At 67.6% G+C, this 16,066-nt stretch carries 15 protein-coding genes; 14 read left to right on the top strand and 1 reads right to left on the bottom strand.

The annotated features are described in order from the left end of the window. The first annotated feature begins 175 nt into the window (after nt 1-175). The 13 genes from polA (at nt 176) to U0177_RS19825 (ending at nt 13,762) form a co-directional block, all read left to right on the top strand. A complete protein-coding gene (gene polA, locus U0177_RS19885; protein ID WP_409572409.1) occupies nt 176-3,127 on the top strand; it encodes a DNA polymerase I in 2,952 nt (983 codons plus the stop codon). Between the two features lie 466 nt (nt 3,128-3,593). Beyond that, a complete protein-coding gene (locus U0177_RS19880; protein WP_409572408.1) occupies nt 3,594-4,520 on the top strand; it encodes a hypothetical protein in 927 nt (308 codons plus the stop codon). A 67-nt stretch (nt 4,521-4,587) separates the two neighbouring features. Then, nucleotides 4,588-5,601: a glycosyltransferase family 2 protein gene (locus U0177_RS19875; RefSeq protein WP_409572407.1), complete on the top strand. Its 1,014-nt coding sequence runs from the start codon at nt 4,588-4,590 to the stop codon at nt 5,599-5,601. Nucleotides 5,602-5,640: 39 nt separating this feature from the next. After that, a complete protein-coding gene (locus U0177_RS19870; protein WP_409572406.1) occupies nt 5,641-6,135 on the top strand; it encodes a GNAT family N-acetyltransferase in 495 nt (164 codons plus the stop codon). 36 nt (nt 6,136-6,171) lie between these two features. Continuing rightward, the gene (trpC, locus tag U0177_RS19865; protein WP_409572405.1) at nt 6,172-7,056 is read left to right on the top strand and encodes an indole-3-glycerol phosphate synthase TrpC; all 885 of its coding nucleotides are present in this window, start codon (nt 6,172-6,174) and stop codon (nt 7,054-7,056) included. A gap of 228 nt (nt 7,057-7,284) precedes the next feature. Next, the gene (locus tag U0177_RS19860; RefSeq protein ID WP_409572404.1) at nt 7,285-8,106 is read left to right on the top strand and encodes an ABC transporter ATP-binding protein; all 822 of its coding nucleotides are present in this window, start codon (nt 7,285-7,287) and stop codon (nt 8,104-8,106) included. A gap of 303 nt (nt 8,107-8,409) precedes the next feature. Beyond that, nucleotides 8,410-9,135: an ABC transporter permease gene (locus tag U0177_RS19855; RefSeq protein WP_409572403.1), complete on the top strand. Its 726-nt coding sequence runs from the start codon at nt 8,410-8,412 to the stop codon at nt 9,133-9,135. Between the two features lie 173 nt (nt 9,136-9,308). Beyond that, a complete protein-coding gene (locus tag U0177_RS19850) occupies nt 9,309-9,707 on the top strand; it encodes a hypothetical protein (protein ID WP_409572402.1) in 399 nt (132 codons plus the stop codon). Between the two features lie 5 nt (nt 9,708-9,712). Next, nucleotides 9,713-10,528: a sensor histidine kinase gene (locus tag U0177_RS19845; RefSeq protein WP_409572401.1), complete on the top strand. Its 816-nt coding sequence runs from the start codon at nt 9,713-9,715 to the stop codon at nt 10,526-10,528. Next, nucleotides 10,525-11,205, top strand: a complete 681-nt coding sequence (locus tag U0177_RS19840) for a response regulator (RefSeq protein ID WP_409572400.1) — start codon at nt 10,525-10,527, stop codon at nt 11,203-11,205. The genes U0177_RS19845 and U0177_RS19840 overlap by 4 nt, the downstream gene beginning before the upstream one ends. 696 nt (nt 11,206-11,901) lie before the next feature. Then, nucleotides 11,902-12,432 carry an SH3 domain-containing protein gene (locus tag U0177_RS19835; protein ID WP_409572399.1) on the top strand — a complete coding sequence of 177 codons (531 nt, stop codon included), beginning with the start codon at nt 11,902-11,904 and terminating at the stop codon, nt 12,430-12,432. A 98-nt stretch (nt 12,433-12,530) separates the two neighbouring features. Continuing rightward, nucleotides 12,531-13,256: a CDP-alcohol phosphatidyltransferase family protein gene (locus U0177_RS19830; protein ID WP_409572398.1), complete on the top strand. Its 726-nt coding sequence runs from the start codon at nt 12,531-12,533 to the stop codon at nt 13,254-13,256. Nucleotides 13,257-13,354: 98 nt separating this feature from the next. After that, nucleotides 13,355-13,762, top strand: coding sequence for a hypothetical protein (locus U0177_RS19825; protein WP_409572397.1), 408 nt, complete (start codon nt 13,355-13,357; stop codon nt 13,760-13,762). Between the two features lie 348 nt (nt 13,763-14,110). Here U0177_RS19825 and U0177_RS19820 read toward each other — a convergent pair whose 3' ends face one another. Beyond that, a complete protein-coding gene (locus U0177_RS19820; protein ID WP_409572396.1) occupies nt 14,111-14,440 on the bottom strand; it encodes a translation initiation factor in 330 nt (109 codons plus the stop codon). A gap of 80 nt (nt 14,441-14,520) precedes the next feature. Here U0177_RS19820 and malQ point away from each other — a divergent pair, with 80 nt between their 5' ends. Next, a complete protein-coding gene (malQ, locus tag U0177_RS19815) occupies nt 14,521-16,038 on the top strand; it encodes a 4-alpha-glucanotransferase (RefSeq protein WP_409572395.1) in 1,518 nt (505 codons plus the stop codon). The last annotated feature ends 28 nt before the right edge of the window (nt 16,039-16,066 follow it).

Raw genomic sequence — 16,066 nt, 5'->3', positions numbered from 1 at the left:
GGCGCATGCCTCAGGGTGCGGCGGCAGGTGTGTTGCTGCCCTGAGGCATGCGCCCGCGCCGGGGCCGGCACGGCATTGCTGCGTCGCCAGGCGCCTGCGCGCGGGCAAACCGGCACGCCGGCGACAGATCGAGTATAATGCGGTAGATCGGATGTGCGACTAACAGAGGTGACCCATGCCAAACCAACGGCCGCTGCTGGCTCTGATCGACGGCCACGCCCTGGCATTTCGCGCGTTCCACGCGCTCTCCAAGGTTGGCCTGCGCGCCTCGACGGGCGAGCCGACATACGCCGTGTACGGGTTTATCTCGATCTTGCTCAACGCCATCCACGAGCACCACCCGCGCTATGTCGCGGTGTCGTTCGACATTGGCCGCACCTTCCGCGACGACCTGTACGCCGAGTACAAGGCCGGCCGCGCCGAAACGCCCGACGAATTCCATCCGCAGCTCGCGCGCATCCGCCAGCTGCTCGCCGCCTTCAACATCCCGATCTACACCTACGATGGCTACGAGGCCGACGACGTGATCGGCACGCTGGCGCGCCAGGCCAGCGCCGCCGGCGTCGATACCATGATCCTCACCGGCGACACCGACACGCTCCAGCTGGTCGACGACCACGTCAGCGTGCTGCTGGCCAACCCGTACGTGCAGAAGGGCAAGAACACCGTGCTGTACGACGAGGCCCAGGTGCGCGAGCGCTACAACGGCCTGGCGCCGTCGCAGCTGGCCGACCTGCGCGGCCTCAAGGGCGACACTTCCGACAACATCCCCGGTGTCAAGGGCATTGGCGAGGCCGGCGCAATCGCGCTGCTCAAGCAGTTCGGCACCGTCGAGAACCTGTACGACAACCTTGGCGAGGCGCCGAATCGCTTCAAGAAGGCGCTCGACGGCCAGCGCGAGGCCGCCGAGTTTAGCAAACGCCTGGCGACGATCGTCTGCGATGTGCCGGTGACGCTCGAGTTGCGCGCCGCCGAGCTGCGCGACTACGACCGCAGCCAGGTGATCGCGCTGTTTCAGGAGCTTGAGTTCGGCGCAAGCCTGGTGAAGCGCCTGCCCACCACCGGCAGCGCGATCGAAGAGGCCGAGCTGCCGGGAACCACGAACGCCGAAGAACCGAAGACCAAGGACGAAGAAAGCGCTTCGTCCTTGGTCTTCGGCCCTTCTTCGCCGTCTGCCGACGGCAGCCCGCAGCAGCTGGCGATGTTCGACATGCCGGCGGTGCCGCAGGCCCGCCCGGCGGCGCTGGCGAGCATGCCCGGCGCCGATGGCCGCACCGCGCTCGGCGACTACCGCGCCGTCACCAGCGAAGCGCAGCTCGCCGAGGTGCTGGCCGCGCTCGGCCAGAGCGCCGGCTTCGCCTTCGACACCGAGACGCTCGGCACGCGCGCGGTGCAGGACGACATCGTCGGCATCTCGGTGGCGGTGGCGCCGGGCCAGGCGTGGTACATCCCATTCGGCCACCGCGGCGCCGAGCAGCTGCCGCGCGAGCGCGTGCTCGGCGCGCTGCGGCCGTTCTTCGCCGACGCGCGCCTGCCCAAGTATGGCCACAACGCCAAGTTCGACATCGAAACGCTTGAGCACGCCGGCGTGCCGGTCGAGGGCGTCGTGTTCGACACCATGCTGGCGGCCGCGCTGCTCGACAAGCGCCGCGGCCTGAAAGAGCTGTCGTTCTACGAGCTGAAGCTGCCCGAGCCGATGACCGACATCGAAGAGCTGATCGGCAAGCGCGGCAAGAACCAGCTGACCTTCGCCGACGTGCCGCTCGACGCCGCCACGCCCTACGCCGCCGCCGACGCCGACATGACCATGCGGCTGGTGCAGGCGCTGGCGCCGCAGCTGGCCGAGCAGGCCAAAGTCGCTGAGCTGTACCAGAAGCTCGAGATCCCGCTCATCCCCGTGCTCGTGCGCATGGAGCAGGCCGGCATCGGGCTCGACGTGCCGTTTATGCGCGAGCTTGGCCGGCGCATGGGCGACGACCTGGTGCGGCTCGAAGACCAGATCTACGGCTTCAACGACGGCCTGAAGTTCAATATCAACTCGGGCGATCAGCTGAGCGACCTGCTGTTCAACAAGCTGGGCATGCCCACCGCCGGCCTCGAAAAGACCAAGACCGGCCGCTACTCGCTCACGGCCAGCGTGCTCGAAAACCTCGCCGGCAAAAGCCAGCACCCGGTGATCGACCTGATCTTGCGCTACCGCCAGCTCACCAAGCTCAAGTCGACGTATGTCGACGCGCTGCCCGAGCTGGTGAATCCCGAGACCGGGCGCGTGCATACCACCTACAGCCAGCTTGGCGCCGCCACCGGCAGGCTCTCGTCCAACGACCCGAACCTGCAAAACATCCCGACGCGCACCGACGAGGGCCGCGAGATCCGGCGCGGCTTTGTGGCCACGCCCGGCTGCGTGTTCGTCGCCGCCGACTACTCGCAGATCGAGCTGCGCGTGCTGGCACATATCACCCAGGATCCGAACCTGGTGCAGGCCTTCAGGGAAGACCAGGACATCCACGCCGCCACTGCCGCGCAGCTGTTCGGCGTGCCGATCGAGAAGGTCGATAAGAACCAGCGGCGGATCGCAAAAACCACGGTCTTCGGCGTGATCTACGGCATCAGCGCGTTTGGCCTGGCGGCGCGCACCAGCCTGAGCCGCAGCGAGGCCCAGCAGCTGATCGACGCGCTGTTCGCGCGCTTCCCCGGCCTGCGCGACTACATCGACAGCACGCTTGAAGAGGGCCGCCGCGAGGGCTTTGTGCGCTCGCTGTTCGGCCGCCGGCGCTACATGCCCGATCTACGCACCAGCGGCCCGCGCCGCCAGGCCGCCGAGCGCGAGGCGATCAACGCGCCCATCCAGGCCACCGCCGCCGACATCATGAAGATCGCCATGATCCGCGTCGACGACGAGCTGCGCCGCCGCAAGCTGGCCACGCGCATGCTGCTGCAGGTGCACGACGAGCTGATCTTCGAAGTGCCGCACGCCGAGGTCGACGAGGTTGTGGCGCTGGTGTGCGACCACATGCAGGGCGCGTATGCGCTGCGCAGCGAGAAGACCGGCAACGAAGTGCCGCTCAAGGTCGACCTCGAGATGGGGCCGAACTGGGAAGAGATGCACGAGATCGCGAACAGCTAATACCAGCTCGTTTCATCACACGAGAAACGCGGTGCCCTCCCGCGTGGCAGGTTTGGCGGGCGCAAGCCCTCCCACATCACTCTTTTGCTGGTCGCGGCCACTGGCGTGGCCGCGACCAGCCAAAAAGGAAGTTTTCGGCGGCGGCAAAGCTGCCCCGAACCTGCACCATACAGCAGCCCTGCGCCACACGAGAATCCTACACACCCTCCCAACTGTTCCGCGTATCCGCGCCGCCCGCCCGCCCGTTATATCTACAGCTACGCAGGCACGCTGCGCTCCAGCCGTCGTGTCGGGTTGGAACGCGGCACGGTGTCTTTCGCATCGTCTTCGCCAGCTACATCCGACAACCGCATACATCCAGCCCGGCCACGTCGCCGGCGCTGCTGAAGAGACATCGAGGTATGCCATGAACGCATCGCACTCAGTACTCGATCAGATCGACCCTGTGTCGTTGCCGAAGTATGCTATGATTGCATCGCACCCCTTCCTGAAGCAGATCGATCACGTTGGGATTCGCGCCGACGACGCGCTGCGGCTGTTTCAATTCCTGACGCAAGCGCTGGGGTTTCCCGCCGTGGCGCCGTTCGCCGAGTACGCCGGCTATAGCTCCGGGCGCGTCTCGCTCGGCAACATGGCGCTCGAGGTGATCAGGCTCGGCACGGCGGCACGCTCGGCGCTGGCCCAGTCGAACCCCGCGCACTACCAACTCCTGAGCTTTCTCTCGCTCTCGCGCCCGCTGACGCGGCTGCTGCCCGAGCTTGAGCGGCGGCACCTGCGCCACAGCGGCGTCATCCCATTCTTCACGCCCGCCCCCGAGGGCCAGGAGCCGATCAAGCTGTGGGAGCGCATCTACCTGGGCGATCTGCTGGGCGAGAATGTCTGGCAGCGCGCGCTGTTCTCGCTGATGCGCCAGGCGCCCAGTACACCGGCCGGGCAGGCGCGCCTGAGCAGCCGGATCGCCCACGCACTGCTGGCGCACGCCTCGGGGCGCAGCATGCTCTCGCTCACCGGCTACTACCACAATGGCGCCAGCCTCGTCGCCGACGGCCAGGGCATGGCGCACCACCGCCACGGCGGGCGGATCGGCCTCGAAGGCGTGAGCGAGGTGGTGATCGGCGTGCCAAACCTGATTAAATCCACCGGCGATTGGGTGCAGCTGCTGCAGCCGCTGGTGCCCGGCGACGACGGCCTGTGGCGGGTTGGCGCGGGGCCGGCCATCCGGCTGCGCACCATGGCCCGGCACTGCATCGCCACGCTGGTGCTGAAGGTCGCCTCGCTTGAGCAGGCCCAGCGCGGGCTGCGCGCGCTGCACGCCCCGATGCAGGTCTCGTTCGACCGCGTCTCCTTCTCGATCCCCGGCTCGCCCGGCGTGACATTCGAGCTGACCGAGTAGCGAGATATGTTACAATGCGTGGGTGCTGATGGCCGTGTATGACAAGACGCGCAGGGGATCAGGGCTCATGCAAATCGTCGACCCGCTGGAACAGATCGTGCCGCGCGATCGCGCTGCCCACCAGCCTGCCCGGCCGGTGATCTCGATCGTCGGGCCGGTGTACAACGAAGAGGCGCTGCTCGAAGAGTTCTGCGACCGAACGATCGCCGTGCTTGAAGCCTTCGGCGAGCCGTTCGAGCTAGTGCTGGTGAACGACGGCTCGCGCGACCGCTCGCCCGAGATCCTGCGCCGGGTGCACCAGCGCGACGCGCGCGTCAAGGTGATCAACTTCTCGCGCAACTTTGGCCTGCAGGCCGCGCTCACGGCCGGGCTCGACCACGCGCGCGGCGACGCGATTGTGGTGATGGATACCGACCTGCAGGATCCGCCCGAAGTGGTGCCGCGCCTGGTCGAGCAGTGGCGCGCGGGCTACCAGATGGTGTACGCCCAGCGCGCCGAGCGCGCCGGCGAGACGTGGTTCAAGAAAGCCACCGCCTCGGCATTCTACCGCCTGATTGCCAAGATCACGAACATCCAGATTCCCGTCGACACCGGCGAGTTCCGCCTGATGGATCGCAAGGTGGTCGACGCGATCATCCAGATGCGCGAGTACAACCGGTTTATGCGCGGCCTGTCGGTGTGGGTCGGCTACCGCCAGACGGGCATCAGCTACGAGCGCGACGCGCGCAAGGCCGGCGAGACGAAGTTCTCGCTGAGCAAGATGGTGCGCCTGGCGCTCGACGGCATCACTAGCTTCTCGTACCTGCCGCTGCAGCTGGCCACCTACTTCGGCTTTATCGTGGCGCTGATCAGCCTGATCTTTCTGCTGGCCGTGATCGTGATGCGGCTGGCCAACCCCAGCAATCCACCATTCTACGGCCAGGCCTCGACGCTGGTGAGCGTGCTGTTCATCGGCAGCATCCAGCTGATCTTCCTCGGCATCATCGGCGAGTACCTCGGCCGGATCTACGACGAAGTCAAGCGCCGCCCGCTGTATATCGTGGCCGAGGAGCTTGGCTTCGAGCAGCCGCCGGAGGCGTAGCACGAGGCTGCCGGGTGCACGTCAGCAAGGAGGTGCGCGGTGCCTACCCACAGGACGCCGACATTTGCGTTCATGGTCGCCGACGAGCTGCCCGAGCTGGCCGATATGATGCGGCGCAGCTTTCTGGCGGAGTTTCGGCGCGCCGAGGCCGCCGGCGAGGCCGAGCTGGCCCCGTACATGAGCAGCGACACCTTTTTCCACCGCTGGCTGTTTGGCTGCGTCGACATCGACCGCTACACCATTCGCGACGGCGGCCAGGCGATCGTCGGCGGGATGGTCGTGTGGCGCTTCGAAGATGCCTACAACGTCCTCGGGCTGCTGTTCATCGACCCGGACTGGCAGGACGCCGGGGTCGGCCGCCGCGCCTGGCAGTTCCTCGAGGCCACCTACCCCGACACGGCGCGCTGGAGCCTGCGCACCCCCACCTGGTCGGGGAAAAACCGCTACTTCTACGAGCGCGTCTGCGGCTTCCAGCGCGTGGGCGAGAGCCAGGGCCAGGCTGAGTATGAAAAAGTGCCGCGCGTGCTACAATAGCGCGCGACCGACCGCCATACCAGTGAGGCCACGCCGATGACTGCTCAGGACGCGGGGACATTCCTGACCCGCATTTTAGATCACAAGCGCGCCGAGGTGGCGCTGCGCCGCGCCCAGGTGCCGCAGCACGAGCTGGTGGCGCGCATTGCCGCAGCTCCGCCCGTCCGCCCGCTCGACGCGGCGCTGCGCCGGCCGGGCAGCGTCGCGCTGATAGCCGAGGTAAAAAAGGCCTCGCCGTCGAAGGGCGTGCTGATCGAGAATTTCGACCCGCTGGCGCTGGCAGGCACCTACGCCGCGCACGGCGCCGCCGCGATCTCGGTGCTCACCGACGAGCAGTTCTTCCAGGGCAGCCTCGAATATCTGCAACAGATTCGTACACTCATGCAGCCGGCAAGCGACCAAAGACCAAAGACCAAAGAAGATTCTGCTCTTGGTTCTTTGTCGTTGGTTCTTCGTCCGGTTCCGCTGCTGCGCAAGGACTTCATCATCGACGCCTACCAGGTGTACGAGGCGCGCGCGCACGGCGCCGACGCGCTGCTGCTGATTGTGGCAGCGCTGGCCGACGCGCCGCTGCGCGAGCTGCTGGCGCTGACGCACGCCCTGGGCATGCAGGCGCTGGTCGAAGTACACGACGAGGCCGAGCTGGATCGAGCGCTGGCGGCCGGCGCGCGCGTGGTGGGCGTGAACAACCGCGACCTGCACAGCTTTGTCACGTCGCTCGACACCACCCGGCGCGTGGCGGCGCGGCTGCCGGCCGCCGACCGGCCGCTGCTGGTGAGCGAGAGCGGCATCTTCACGCGCGAGCACGTCGCGCAGGTGCGCGACTGGGGCGCCGATGCCATTCTGGTGGGCGAGGCGCTGGTGAAATCGGCCGACATAGGCGCGCATGTGCGCGAGCTGGCCGGCATGGCGCGCTCGTAGCGCCGCACGCTCGCAGGCTGCGATCGGCAGGTGGCGGCGGGCTGCCTGCCGATTGCGTTGGCCGGCCGCGCGCCCTCGGCATTTCGGCCGAGCGCCGCCGTGACTTTCGGCACCCCCTCGATTAGCCCCTCTGGTACTACCGGCACGCGCCGCGCCGGCGTATGATTGCTCCATCGAACGCGACGCCGCGCCGCCACGGCGGCCCTGCGGCTGAAGGAGGAGCGACCCATGCCGGGCGAGCCAATAATCGAAATGACCGATCTTGAGGTGCGCTACCGCGACGTGCGCGCAGTAGCCGGGCTGAGCCTGTCGATCGAGGCGGGCGAAGTGTTCGGGCTGCTCGGCCCGAACGGCGCGGGCAAAACCAGCACGCTGGCGTGCATCGAAGGGCTGCGCCGGCCGCAGGCCGGGCGGGTGCGCGTGGCCGGCTACGACCTGCCGCGCGGCGCAGAGCAGATCAAGCGCGTGCTAGGCGTGCAGCTGCAGACGGCGGCAATGTTCCCCGAGCTGACGCTGGCCGAGCTGGTCGAGCTATACGCCGCGCTCTACGACCGCTTCCCGACACGCGCGCAGGTGGCGCAGATGCTCGAGCGCTTTGGCCTGGCGCAGAAAGCCAGGGCGCGCGCCGAGCAGCTATCGGGCGGGCAGCGGCAGCGCCTGGCGCTGGCGCTGGCGCTGGTGAACGACCCGCAGATCGTGCTGCTTGACGAGCCGACCACTGGCCTGGATCCGCAGTCGCGCCGCGGAGTGTGGGCGCTGGTGCGGCGCATGCGGGCCGAAGGCCGCACGGTGGTGCTGACGACGCACGCAATGGAAGAGGCCCAGGAGCTCTGCGACCGTGTCGGCATCATTCACGCCGGCAAGCTGGTGGCGCTTGGCACGCCGCGCGAGCTGATCGCGCGCCACGCGCCGCCGCTCGCGCCCGAGGAGGCCGCGCGCCGCCAGCCAAACCTCGAAGACGTATTCATCGCGCTCACTGGCAGCTCGCTGGCCGGCGGCCAGGACGCCCTGCAGGACGAAGAGGCCGCCTGGCTTGCCAGCGTAGCCTGAAGGCCGCGTATCTAAATATGCTTTTCGCTTGATCTCTTTAGGACTTATGCGGTTGCGTTGTTCGGCTCTCGAAGCAGTGCATTTCGCCTGCGGCAGCGTGGTACGTGCCGCTCATTGTGTGTGCGGTTTTCCGCGCGGAGCGCGGAAAAACCGCACACCGCTATCGATTGTGGCGCTGCGTGGCGAAGCCACGCAGCGCCACACAAAAAGAAATTCGGGAGCAGCGAAGCCGCCCCGAACCCCCACCACAGTCTAAGTAATCAAGCGAATTTGGTATAAACCGAGAAGAAAGGGCACATTGCAATGCGGCGCTTTTTTATTCTGGCCAAGGCCAACATGCTGATGAACCTGCGCAACCGCACGGCGCTGTTCTGGAACTTCGCCTTCCCGATCGGCCTGATCTTGCTCTACGGCGTGATCTGGCGCGAGCAGATCGCCTGGCTGACCGTCGGCATCGTGGTGCTCAACCTGATGTCGAGCGGGCTGCTCGGCGACTCGAGCCGGCTGGCCACGCTGCGCGAGCGCGGCGTGCTGTGGCGGGTACACGCCACCCCGCTGCCGGCCTGGCAGCTGATCGCCGCCTACGTGCTGGCGCGGCTGGTGCTGGTGCTCGGGCAGAGCGCGGTGATTGTGCTCACGGCGGTGCTGGTGTACGGCGCCAGCTTCACCTGGGCAGGCCTGGCCATGGCCCTGCCCTACGCGCTGGCCGGCGGCCTGGTGTTCCTGGTGATCGGCCAGCTGATCAGCGCGGTGGCGCCCACCGGCGGGGCCGCCGGCGCGATCGGCCAGGCGCTGTACTTCCCGCTGATGTTCGTCAGCAACCTGTTCATGCCGCTCGAGCTGCTGCCGCGCTGGCTGAGCAACATCAGCATCTGGACGCCCGCGACCATGCTGGTGGATCTGATCCGCCCGCGCATGCTGCCGATCCCGGCCGCGCAGGCGCCGCTTGTCGACCTGCTGGGGCTGCTGTGCTATGGCGCCGTGGCGCTGGTGCTGGCCGGCCGGCTGTTCCGCTGGGAGCAGCGCTAGCGCTCGGCGATGCTATACTACCGAGGACGTACGCGGCTGGCGCGCTCAGCCCTCGGCGGTGCGCTTCTGCAGTAGAAGTGGAACGGCGCAGCTTACTTGTGCGATCGCGCCTGGCGCCACGGCCGCTCGTGGCGCCAGGCGCGCGACCCGGCGCAGACAGACAGGGTGAAGTGATGGGCGAACGATCGATGCACCAACCGGGCTGGCTCGGCTGGTTTCTGGTCTTCTGGCGCTTCATGCTCTGGATCTCGCTGGCGGTGGCCACGTACCAGGCGCTGCACGACGACCCGGCGCTGCTGGGCAGCTGGCGCGGCGCAGGCATGCTCGGGCTGATCGGCGTGTTTCTGCTGGCGTACGAGCTGTTTGAGCGCAGCGACGCGCGCCGCACCGGGCGCTGGCCTGTTCCCTACCGCCAGGTGCTGATCTACATGAGCGTGCAGACGAGCTGCGCGCTGCTGCTGCTGCACTACTCGTCGGGGTTTGTGGGGGTGACGTTCGCGCTCATGGGCCAGGTGTTCGCGGCGGTCGAGCGCCGGCACTGGCTGGTGCCGATCGGCGCGCTGGGGGGGTGATCTGGGTGCCGATCGCCATCGACGAGGCGATCCGCGACGGCGACTGGGGCGCATTGGGCGGCTTTGTGCTGTTTGTGGCCGGCTGGGTCGGGCTTGCGCTGTTTATCGGCATGCTGTTCAACGAGCGCCACGAGCGCGAGCACCTGATCGCCGAGCTGCGCCGCGCCAAGGAGGATCTCGAGCGCTATGCGACCCAGGCCGAAGAGCTGGCCGCGCTGCGCGAGCGGGCGCGGCTGGCGCGCGACATGCACGACAGCCTGGGCCACGCCCTGGTGGTGGTGAATGTCCAGCTTGAGGCCGCTCAGCGCCTCTATGCCGTGGATCGGGCGCGCGGCGACGCGAGCCTGGCGGCCACCCGCGCGCTGGTGCGCGACACCATGGGCGAGCTGCGGCGCTCGCTGGCCGACCTGCGCGCCGAGCTGCCCGGCCTGGCGCACCTGCCCGCCGCGCTGCAAAGCGTCGCCGACGAGGTGCGCGCCCGCGGCGGCCTGCGTGTGAACTACGCGCCGCCGCGCGAGCTGCCGCCGCTGCCGCCGGCCACTGCCGAGGCGCTCTGGCGCGTCGCGCGCGAGGCACTGGCCAACGCCGAGCGCCACGCCGCTGCCGCCAGCGCCACCATTGCGCTCGAGCGCCACGGCGGCGCCCTGGTGCTGCGCGTGGCCGACGACGGCTCGGGCCTGAGCGCGGGAGCGCTGGCGCGGCCCGGCCACTACGGCGTGATCGGCATGCGCGAGCGCGTCGAGGCGCTGGGCGGAACATTTCGTATTGGCGAGCGGCCGGGCGGCGGCACGCTGGTTGAAGCACAGGTGCCACTCGTATGAGCAACCCACCCCAAACGGCCGAGCACGCGGGCGCCCCGGCCATCCGCGTGTTGATCGCCGAAGACCAGACGCTGATGCGCCACGGGCTGCGCACAATCCTCGAGCTCGAGCCGGGCTTCGCAGTGGCCGGTGAGGCCGCCGACGGCCAGCAGGCGATCGAGCGCGCGCTGGCGCTGCGGCCCGACGTAGTGCTGATGGATGTTCAGATGCCGCACGTGAACGGCGTGGCGGCCACCGCGCAGATCGCCGCCGCGCTGCCCGGCACGCGCGTGATCATCCTGACGACCTTCGACTACGACGAGTATGTGTTCGATGGTATCAAGGCCGGCGCGCGCGGCTATTTGCTGAAAGACACCCCGGCCGACGACCTGCTGGCGGCCATACGCCGCGTGCACGCCGGCGAAAGCATTGTGCAGCCCAGCGTCGCCGCCCGCATGATTGCCGAGTTTTCGCGCCGGCGCGTAGAGCCGCAGGAGCCCGAGTACGAGCCGCTCAGCGAGCGCGAGCGCGAGGTGCTGCGCCTGCTGGGCGATGGCCTGAGCAACCGCGAGATCGCCGCGCGGCTTGTTCTGGCCGAGGGCACGGTGAAGAACCACGTCTCGGCCATTCTCGAGAAGCTGCACGCCGCCAACCGCACGCAGGCGGCGCGCGTCGCGCGCGAGCAGGGCCTGATCTAGCGTGCCGCAGGTTTTGGGGCTGCGCCCCCCCGGCGCAAGCTCTTCCGGGTCTTCGCCTCTGGCCTCGATCTTCCGGGGCGCTTTGCCCCGGCCCCGATCTTCCGGGGCGCTTCGCCCCGGCCCCGATCTTCCGGGGCGCTTCGCCCCGACCCCGATCTTCCGGGGCGCTTCGCCCCGGCCCCGATCTTCCGGGGCGCTTCGCCCCCGGCCCCAATCTTCCGGGGCGCTTCGCCCCCGGCCCCCGATTAGGGGAACCAGGCCGGTTCCCCTAAAACCCCTCCCGCTGAAAGCAGGCCGTACCAGCGAGAACATCATTGGCTCATGCCTCAGGGAAAACCAACACATCATTGGCTCATGCCTCAGGGCAAGCCAACACATCATTCTGTGCCCCAAGGCATGCACCACCGGCATCGCATCTGAGGCGGCATTCTTTGGCGGGGTTCGGGGCAGCGCCCCGGCTGTGGTGCAGGGCGCACGAGAGCGCCCTGTTGCGGGGCACGGGGGCGCACAGCCCCCGAATGCGTGCCGGGCGCGGCGGCCGCGCAGGCCCCGGCAGCGATAGGGGGCGCAAGCCCCGAAGCGCGCGGGCGCGCCAAGTAAGGACCATAGTATGATTACCGACTGGTACGCCGCCGCAGGCGGTTATGCTATACTGTGCCGGCAATCGAACTGCCAAATCGCGCTTTGGGAGCACCTGTGCCTAGCAAAATACGCCCCAACGACTGGGATCGCCTGTTTGGCCCGAAGGCGCCGCGCCGTGGCGGGCCGCTGCGCGCGCTGCTGAACTTGATCATCGCTGCGGTAGTGCTGGCGCTGCTCGGCGCGGGCGGCGTGTGGGCCGGCGGCGTGCGCCAGCAGCGGCTGGCCCAGGCGGTCGGCACCGCCACCGCCGCTGCAGCCACCGCCATCCCCCTGCGCACCGCTACCGCGCTCGCCGAGCTGAACGCCACCGCCACGCTGCTGGCCGCGCGCACCGCCACGGCCGTGGCCCGGCAGCCCGTGGTGCTGAGCGCCAGCGTGGCAAACGGCGGCAATGTGCGCGAGCAGCCGGTCAGCGGCAAGCCGATCGGCCAGGTGAGCGCCGGCGAGATCGTGCAGCTGCTGGGCAAGAACCAGGATGCCTCGTGGTTCAAGATCAGCTACAGCCGCAATGGCCAGCCAGTCACCGGCTGGATTAGCCGTACCCTGCTGGCGATCGACCCGGCGGTAGAGCAGCAAGTGCCATAATATGGCAATTGACGGCCGGCGTCAGAGGCGTTACACTTATGAATATTTGTGAATTTTAACTCTGATACGCGGCATATGCCTGCCATTGAAGGAGCATCATGATCCAGCGAAGCACGTCGCGATGGTCGCAGGTAAGCGCGGCTGCCGTCCACCTTTACACTGCCAGTGGCGCGGTGCTGGCCTTCCTGATGGTTCTGGCCGCTATCCAGGGCAACGCAGTTCAGGCGCTGTGGATCAGCCTGATTACGCTGATTGTCGACGGCACCGACGGCTCGCTGGCCCGGCGCTTCCGCGTCAGCGAGATGCTGCCGTGGTTCGATGGCCGCCGCCTCGACGATATCGTCGACTACCTGACGTATGTGTTCGCGCCCATCCTGCTGATCTGGCAGCTCGACTTGCTGCCGCCCGGCGTTGCCGGGATGGCGATCGCCGCCCTGCCGCTGCTGGCCTCGAGCTACCAGTTCTGCCGCGTCGACGCTAAAACCGACGATCATTTCTTTCTTGGCTTCCCAAGCTACTGGAACGTGATCGCATTCTACGCGATCGTGCTGAACCTTTCGCCGTTCACCGTCGGCGTGGTGCTGATCTTCTGGTCGATCATGGTGTTCGTGCCGATCCGCTACCTCTACCCCACGCGCACTGTCGCGTTCCGCTCGACAACGCTGACGCTCAGCGCGCTGTGGCTGGTGAGCTTTGTGCTGATCCTCATCCAGATGCCGAACCCCAACCCGCTACTGGTGAACTTCTCGCTGCTGTATATGGCCTACTATGTGGTGCTGAGCCTGTATATGACCTTCCAGATCAGGCGCAAGGCGCGCGGCTGAAGCGGCGTATGTTTCGATTGGGGGGTGGGGCGGTTGCGGCGCACAGCGGCAATCCCTCACCTTCGCTTTTTGGCCGCGCGGCCCCTGCGAGAGACACAATGCCCGAGACGCACCACGAGCCCTATACACCCTCGCCCGACCCCGAGGTGGCCCTGCTGCAGCGCGAGCTCAGCGAGGCGTACAAGACGATCGGCGCGCTCACGCGCCAGCTTGGCAAAGAGCAGCAGCGCCACGCCGAGATTGTGCGCGCGCATAAGAAGACGATCGAGAACCTGGCTGAGGCCGGCCGCGAGCATGCCGCGCTCGAGCAGGATCTGGAGCTGTGGCGCTCGCGCGCCGAGAACGCTGCGGTGCCGTTTAAGATCGGCGGCCTGACGCTCGATCTGACGCCCGACGAGGCGCGGGCTATTCGCAAGGCCATGGCGCGCCTGCATCACCCCGACGCCGGCGGCGATGCCGAGCGCATGAAAGCCTGGAATGCCGCGCTCGATCCGCTCGAAGGCTGAGCGCAGCATTGATCCTCGGCGCTTCCGACCAGTTGGTTGCGCGCCCTCGCACGCCCTCGCCTAGCCCCCCATACATTTCACATAGCCACAAAGACGCAAAGACTATGCGGCTGCAGCCCGGCTGTGGCAAACGCCTATACTCACCGTATGTGAAAGATTAGGAGTTACGCGCTTGCGTGATTTGGCTTCCTCACGGTACGCGATTGAGCCTGCGGCAACATGGCACGTGTTGATCTTCTGTGTTCATTTTCCGCGCGGAGCGCGGAAAATGGACACGATACGGAGATAGAGTACCGCTCTGCCGAAGGCTGAGGGCGCCACCTGCGTATGTCTTAAAAGGTATTGCGCCTAGCCGCCGACGTGCTTGATCTTGTAGCCCATAGCGCCGAGCGCTGCGGCCACGCGCTCGCGATGATCGCCCTGGATCTCGATCTCGCCGTCTTTGTATGTGCCGCCCGCGCCACACTGCTGCTTGAGCCGCTTGAGCAGCGCCTCGAAGGTGGCCGGGTCGTGCTGCAGCCCGCCGATTACCGTCACGGTCTTGCCGCGCCGGCGCGCGCGGTCGCGCCAGATCCGCGCTGTCTGCTGCGCGGCCGAGGGGTAGGCCGCCGGCGCTGGCGCGTCGTCGGGCGCGGGGTCGGTGCTGTATACCAGGCGCGAGTTTGGTTTCTGTGGCATTGCTTCCACCGCATTGCATTCCGAAAAAGCTAGTATACTATGCCATCAATCAAAAAACCAGCTACTTTAAAGGATACGCGATGACACGCAAGAGCGGTATTTTGCTGCACCCGACCTCGCTGCCGGGGCGGTGGGGCATTGGCGACCTGGGCGACGCCGCCTATACATTTGTCGACTTTCTGGCGGCGACTGGCCAGCAGCTCTGGCAGGTGATGCCGCTCGGCCCAACCGGCTACGGCGACTCGCCATACCAGGGCTTTTCGGCGTTTGCCGGCAACCCGCTGCTGATCAGCCTCGACCGACTGCTGGCCCAGGGGCTGCTGGTGAGCGACGACCTGGCCGGCGCGCAGTTTTCCGACCAGAGTGTCGACTACGGCGCGGTGATCCCGTTCAAGCAGGCGGCGCTGCGGCGCTCGTTCGAGCATTTCAAGCACGCGGCCAGCCAGGCCCAGCGCGATGCCTTCGCCGCGTTTCGTACCGAGCAGCGCGCCTGGCTGGCCGACTACGCGCTGTTCGCGGCGCTGAAAGACGCCCACGGCGGCGCGAGCTGGAATGGCTGGGAGCCGTCGATCGCCCGGCGCGAGGCGCCCGCCGTGGGCGAGTGGGGCAGCCGCCTCAGCGCCGAGACCGAGCGCCACGCGTATATGCAGTGGCTGTTCTTCGAGCAGTGGCGCGAGCTGAAGGCCTACGCTAACGTGCGCGGCATCCAGATCATCGGCGACATCCCGATCTTCGTGGCGTACGATAGCGCCGACGTGTGGGCCAACCGCGCGATCTTCGAGCTGGACGACGCTGGCGCTCCCACGGTGGTGGCCGGCGTGCCGCCCGACTATTTCAGCGCCACCGGGCAGCTGTGGGGCAACCCGCTGTATCGCTGGGACGAGCTGGCGCAGTCGGGCTACCGCTGGTGGATCGAGCGCTTCCGCGCGACACTCACGCTGGTCGATATCGTGCGGATCGATCACTTCCGCGGCTTTGCGGCCTACTGGGAGGTGCCGGCTGGCGAGGAAACCGCGATCAACGGGCGCTGGGTGCTTGGGCCAGGCACCGCGCTGTTCGAGGCGGTGCGCGCTGCGCTCGGCAGCCTGCCGATTATTGCCGAGGATCTCGGCGTGATTACGCCCGATGTCGAGGCGCTGCGCGACGATCTGGGCTTCCCCGGCATGAAGGTGCTGCAGTTCGCGTTCGGCAGCGGCGACCCTCAGGATCTGTACCTGCCGCATAACTACGCACAGCGCTGCGTGGTGTACAGCGGCACGCACGACAACGACACGACGCTGGGCTGGTGGCGCACGCTGCCCGACCACGAGCGCCGCGCTGTGCAGCTGTACCTTGGCCGCGATGGCAGCGACGTCGGCTGGGACTTCATCCGGCTGGCGCTGGCGTCGGTGGCTGAGACGGCGATCGTGCCGATGCAGGATGTGCTGTCGCTCGGCAGCGAGGGCCGCATGAATACCCCCGGCCGCGCCGGCGGCAACTGGGGCTGGCGCTACCACGCCGGCGCGCTCACGCTCGAGCTTGCCGACCGGCTGGCGACGCTCACGCGGATCTATGGGCGGGCGAAAGCGCCGCCCGACGAAGACGCCAGCGCGTCTTGACGAGAACTTACGCAGTGGCTCTGTTCTG

The organism is Kouleothrix sp., assembly GCF_046328425.1.
In the GTDB taxonomy this organism is placed as follows: Bacteria; Chloroflexota; Chloroflexia; order Chloroflexales; family Roseiflexaceae; genus Kouleothrix.
This window is presented reverse-complemented; position numbering and strand designations above follow the sequence as displayed.